Below are 4,582 nucleotides of genomic sequence, written 5' to 3'. Positions count from 1 at the left end.
CGGCTGTCTCACACCAGTCCGGCGGATAGGGGTGCGCCGTGAACCGCCACATCGTCACGCAGGCGCTGCTGTTCGCGTTCATCTCGGTGGTCGCCATCGGCTACGGCATCCGGTACATCGGGGAGGACGCCGACGTGGCGAGTGGTTTCCGGGTGGTGGCCCACGTCGAGGACGCGCGGGGCGTCGGACCCGGGGTGCGCGTGACCTACCGCGGCGTGGACGTGGGGGAGGTCCAGGACGCCGTTCTCGACGGGGTCGGCGGGGTCCGGCTCCACCTGAGGATCGTCGACGGCACCCGGATCCCCGTCAGCGCACACGCCCGGGTGGTGACCAGCACGGCCCTGGGGGACAACCGGCTCGACGTCCGGCAGACGAGCGGAGCCGGTCCCTACCTGGGAGAAGGTGGTGAGTTGCTGGTCCCCGAGGACGAGCAACCCGCGTCGATCGAGCACCTCATCGCCGACATCGACACCTCGCTGCGGGCGCTGGACCCGGAGTCCCTGGCCTCGTTCGGGGACAGCGTGGCCACCGCTCTCGAGGGCAACGGCCCGCGGCTTGGCGCGATCCTCGAGGACACCGCACTGCTCACGGCTGTGTTGACCGAGCAGGCTCCCACGTTCCGCGGGCTCGTCGGCGACCGGCTCGTGACCGTGCGCGCGCTGGCGGCGCGCGCGGATCCGCTCAGCGGGTCGGCCTCGGTGGCCCGCGACGTCGCCGAGCAGCTGGCCCGCCGGGAGGACACGCTCGTGTACCTGCTCGACCGATCACCCGAGGCGATGCTCCGGGCCCAGGTGCTCCTCGATGCCAACCGGGAGGACGCGGCCGGCCTGCTCGCCAACACCCTCGTCGTCACACCCGTGTTCCGCGATCGGGGACCCGCCTGGGAGGCCGGCCTCACGCAGGGCGAGCGGGGACTGCGGGCCCTGGCGGGGACCGTGCGTGACGGTCGCGCGGACTTCCAACTGGTCGCCACCCAGGGGCCGGTGTGCGTCTACCCGTACGAGCCCCGCGACGTCGTCGACCACTCCCCGCGTGAGCCGAATCTGCGGTTGTACTGCCCGCCGGGCGAGGACCTGGAGCAGCGGGGATCGCGGGCGGCTCCCCGACCGAACGACGAGGGACTGGCGGGGGCGACCGAACCCGGAACCAGGATCGGCCCGGACATGGCCGTCGACCCCGTGCTCGTCCCGACCGGCAAGGAGATCGCCGCGTACTGGGCGACGATGATGGAAGGACTGCGTCATGGCGGCTGAGGCACCCAGGGAGGACAACGTCCCGGAGGGCAGGGCCCGGGAGAACAACGTCCCGGAGGATAGGGCCCGGGCGGACAACGTCCCGGAGGACAAGGCCCGGGCGGACACCTCCACGGTGGACGATGATCCCGTGGAGGGCACGACCCCCCCGCGGAGGAACTCCGCTCGCATCGTGAGCGCTGTGGTCGTGGTGGCACTGGTGGCCGCGTGTGCCTGGTTGGGCTACCTCGTGTGGTCGGACCACCGGGAGGACGAACTCCGACGCAGCGCGGTCGAGGACGCCACCCGCCTGGTCGTCCAACTCGCGTCCTACGACCACGGCGACGTGGACGCCAACATCGAGGCGGTCGTGGCGGACGCCACTCCGGAGTTCGCCGACCGCTATCGCGAGGTCTCCGAGGGGCTGCGCGAGTTGCTCACCAACGGACAGGGCACCTCGACCGGAACCGTGACCCACGCGGGGGTTCAGAGCGTGGACACCGGCAGCGCCGTGGTGCTGGTCTTCCTGGATCAGGAGATCACCAACGTCACCGTGCCCGAGGGCCGGGTCGACGCGAGCCGCATGGTCGTGACCCTGGTCCGCGACGGGAACCGCTGGCTGCTCGACTCCGCCGAACTGGCCTGATCCGTCACCGCCGAACCGGCCTGATCCGTCACCGCCGACCGAACGACACCGATACCCGAGGAGAACCGCCACGTGATCACCGAACTGCACCGCAATCCCGCCCCGCCCACCCCACGCCGTCGACCGCCCGTCCTCCCCGACGCCCTCGACTCGATCGGTGCGGCCGGCGGGGTCGCCAACGTCATCATGCAGTTGTCCTGGCCCGAGGTGGGCTGGGGGGTACGCGAGAGCCGGGTGGACACCGGCAACGTCTACAAGAGGCCGTTGAAGCGGGCCCGGACGACCTTCCAGTACCTGGCGGTGGCCACGCTGGGGAGCGACGACGACAAGCGGGTCTACCGCGAGGAGGTCACCCGCATCCACCGTCGGGTGCACTCCACACCCGACAGTCCGGTCAAGTACAGCGCGGTGGACCCGAAGCTCCAGATGTGGGTGGCCGCCTGTCTGTACGTGGGATTCGAGGACGTCTTCGAGTGGCTGCACGGACCCATGACCGAGTCCGACCGCGAGGCCTTCTACCGCTCCGCCCCGTCTCTGGGGACGACGCTCCAGGTGCGCGCCGACCAGTGGCCGGCGACGCGGGCGGAGTTCGACGACTACTGGCACGAGGGCAAGTCCCGGATCCGATTCGACGACTCGGTACGCGACCACCTGGTGGGTCTGACGGAGCTCCGGATGCTGCCGCAGCCCACGACGGTCCTGTTCGGGCGCCTGAACAAGTGGGTGACGACCGGGTTCCTGCACCGCGAGTTCCGCGACGCGCTGGGGCTGGCGTGGGACCCGCGGGACCAGCGGCGCTTCGAGCGGTTCCTGGCGCTCACCGCGGCGGCCAACCGGATGCTCCCGTACCCGGTCCGGACCCTCACCTACCGGGTGCTGCTGCTGGACCTGAAGTGGCGCCTGCGAACCGGACGGCCGCTGATGTGACGTCCCGGGGCTCACGTCGGAGATGAGACGGCGGAGGCCGGGGCGGTGTCGCCCCGGCCTCCGGTGGTCGCGGGTCGGACCCGCGCGACGAGTGCCGGGTGGTCAGGCCTGCGCGACCAGCGTCGCGCCCCGGTCCTCGTCGCGGTCCTCGTCCCACACGCCGGCGCGCTGGAGGTGCGCGATGAGCAGGTCGGCGCCGTTGGTGAACTCCCGGTCGACCACGGCGTGGGCCGTCTCCACGTCGCCGGTGCGCAGCGCCTCGAGCATCCGCCTGTTGTCCTCGAGCGCGGTGGACCGCCAGTCCGGATCCTCGGCGTAGAGCCGGTAGGGCATGTAGCGCGCGGCGTTGTTGAGGAAGCGGGACAGCTTGTCCGACCGGGACGCCCGGTTGATCGAGCGGTGGATGGCGTACTGCGCGCTCACCACACGGTCCGGATCGCCCGTCACGGCCGCCGTCTCGAAGTCCTCCACCAGGCGGGCGTGGTTCTCGAGGGCCGCCTCGTCGAACCGGGTGATGGCACGGTCGACGATCCGCTTGGACAGCCGGGCCTGCAGCCAGAAGATGTCCTCGACGTCCTGCCTGCTCATCGGCGAGACCAGGTAACCGCGTCGTGGGACCAGATCGACCAGCCCCTCCCCGCGCAGGGTCAGCAGGGCCTCGCGCACCGGGGTCACGCTCACCCCGAGAGCGGCCGCGGTCTCGTCCAGACGGATGAAGTCCCCGGGGCGCACCTCGCCGCTCATGATCCGGGTCCGGACGTGGTCCGCGACCTCCTCGGAGAGCTGCGGACGCTGAGCGAGTCGTGTTGCGGCCATATCCGCCACCTCATCTCCGGGGATCACGAACGACCGAGGGGCCTCGGCCGAGAATCGAAATCAAATATATCCGAGGAGTGTGCGATTGCCCAGCAGGGGTGAGCGCCTCTCCCCCGCTGTATGGCCCCGGTGGAGAGTCTCGCGCATGGCACCGGCCCGGGGGAGGTGGGCGTTTCGCCCGCGTGTGCCGACGTGCCGGGCGAGACTGGGGGCATGACCTCATCCGAGACCCGTCCAGCCGTCCGCACCGAGCGCCGCGATCACATCCTGCTCGTCACCCTCGACCGCCCCGAGGCCCGCAACGCCGTCAACGGCGAGGTGAGCACGCTGCTCGGGCGGGCCCTGCACGAGGCGGACACGGACCCGGAGATCCGGGTGGTCGTCCTCACCGGGTCGGGGGAGCAGTCGTTCTGCGCGGGGGCGGACCTCAAGGCGATCTCCCGGGGAGAGGACATCTTCCCGGCGGAGAACCGCCAGTGGGGTTTCGCGGGCATGATGCAGCATCACGTCTCCGTGCCGGTGATCGCCGCGGTCAACGGCACCGCGCTGGGCGGGGGCTGCGAGATCGCGCTGGCGTGCGATCTCGTGGTGGCCGCCGATCACGCGATCTTCGGACTGCCGGAGGTCAGGCGGGGCCTCATCGCGGCGGCGGGCGGTGCGTTCCGGCTGCCGGCCCAGCTGCCCCACCGGGTGGCCATGGAGATGATCCTCACCGGCGAGCCGGTCACGGCCGAGCGTGCACTGGACCTGCATCTGATCAACCGGGTCGTCCCGGCCGGGGACCTGCTCGACGCGGCGCTCGAGCTGGCCGGCGTGATCGCCGCCAACGCCCCGTTGGCCGTCCAGGCCAGCAAGCGCGTCGCGCTGGGCATCAGCGACGGGACCCGCCCGGCGGAGGACGACCGCTGGAAGGTCAGTGACACGGAGATGATCACCGTCATGACGTCGGAGGACGCCATGG

General features: G+C 71.2%; 5 protein-coding genes. 4 read left to right on the top strand and 1 reads right to left on the bottom strand.

The genetic code is table 11. The features are described from left to right. Nucleotides 1–38: 38 nt before the first annotated feature. From G6020_RS11320 to G6020_RS11310, 3 genes are all read left to right on the top strand, one after another. The gene (locus G6020_RS11320) at nt 39–1,253 is read left to right on the top strand and encodes an MCE family protein (RefSeq protein WP_182610698.1); all 1,215 of its coding nucleotides are present in this window, start codon (nt 39–41) and stop codon (nt 1,251–1,253) included. After that, the gene (locus G6020_RS11315) at nt 1,243–1,878 is read left to right on the top strand and encodes a hypothetical protein (protein ID WP_182610697.1); all 636 of its coding nucleotides are present in this window, start codon (nt 1,243–1,245) and stop codon (nt 1,876–1,878) included. The genes G6020_RS11320 and G6020_RS11315 overlap by 11 nt, the downstream gene beginning before the upstream one ends. Before the next feature lie 72 nt (nt 1,879–1,950). Further along, nucleotides 1,951–2,805, top strand: coding sequence for an oxygenase MpaB family protein (locus G6020_RS11310; protein WP_304816467.1), 855 nt, complete (start codon nt 1,951–1,953; stop codon nt 2,803–2,805). A gap of 102 nt (nt 2,806–2,907) precedes the next feature. Here G6020_RS11310 and G6020_RS11305 read toward each other — a convergent pair whose 3' ends face one another. Next, nucleotides 2,908–3,621, bottom strand: coding sequence for a GntR family transcriptional regulator (locus G6020_RS11305; protein ID WP_194306102.1), 714 nt, complete (start codon nt 3,619–3,621; stop codon nt 2,908–2,910). A 213-nt stretch (nt 3,622–3,834) separates the two neighbouring features. On the opposite strand from G6020_RS11305, the gene G6020_RS11300 reads away from it, so the two are divergent. Further along, on the top strand, nt 3,835–4,582 hold a 748-nt coding region (locus tag G6020_RS11300; RefSeq protein ID WP_182610696.1), incomplete at its 3' end, for an enoyl-CoA hydratase-related protein.

It is taken from the genome of Dietzia sp. B19 (genome assembly GCF_014145155.1).
Classification (GTDB): Bacteria; Actinomycetota; Actinomycetes; order Mycobacteriales; family Mycobacteriaceae; genus Dietzia; species Dietzia natronolimnaea.
This window is presented reverse-complemented; position numbering and strand designations above follow the sequence as displayed.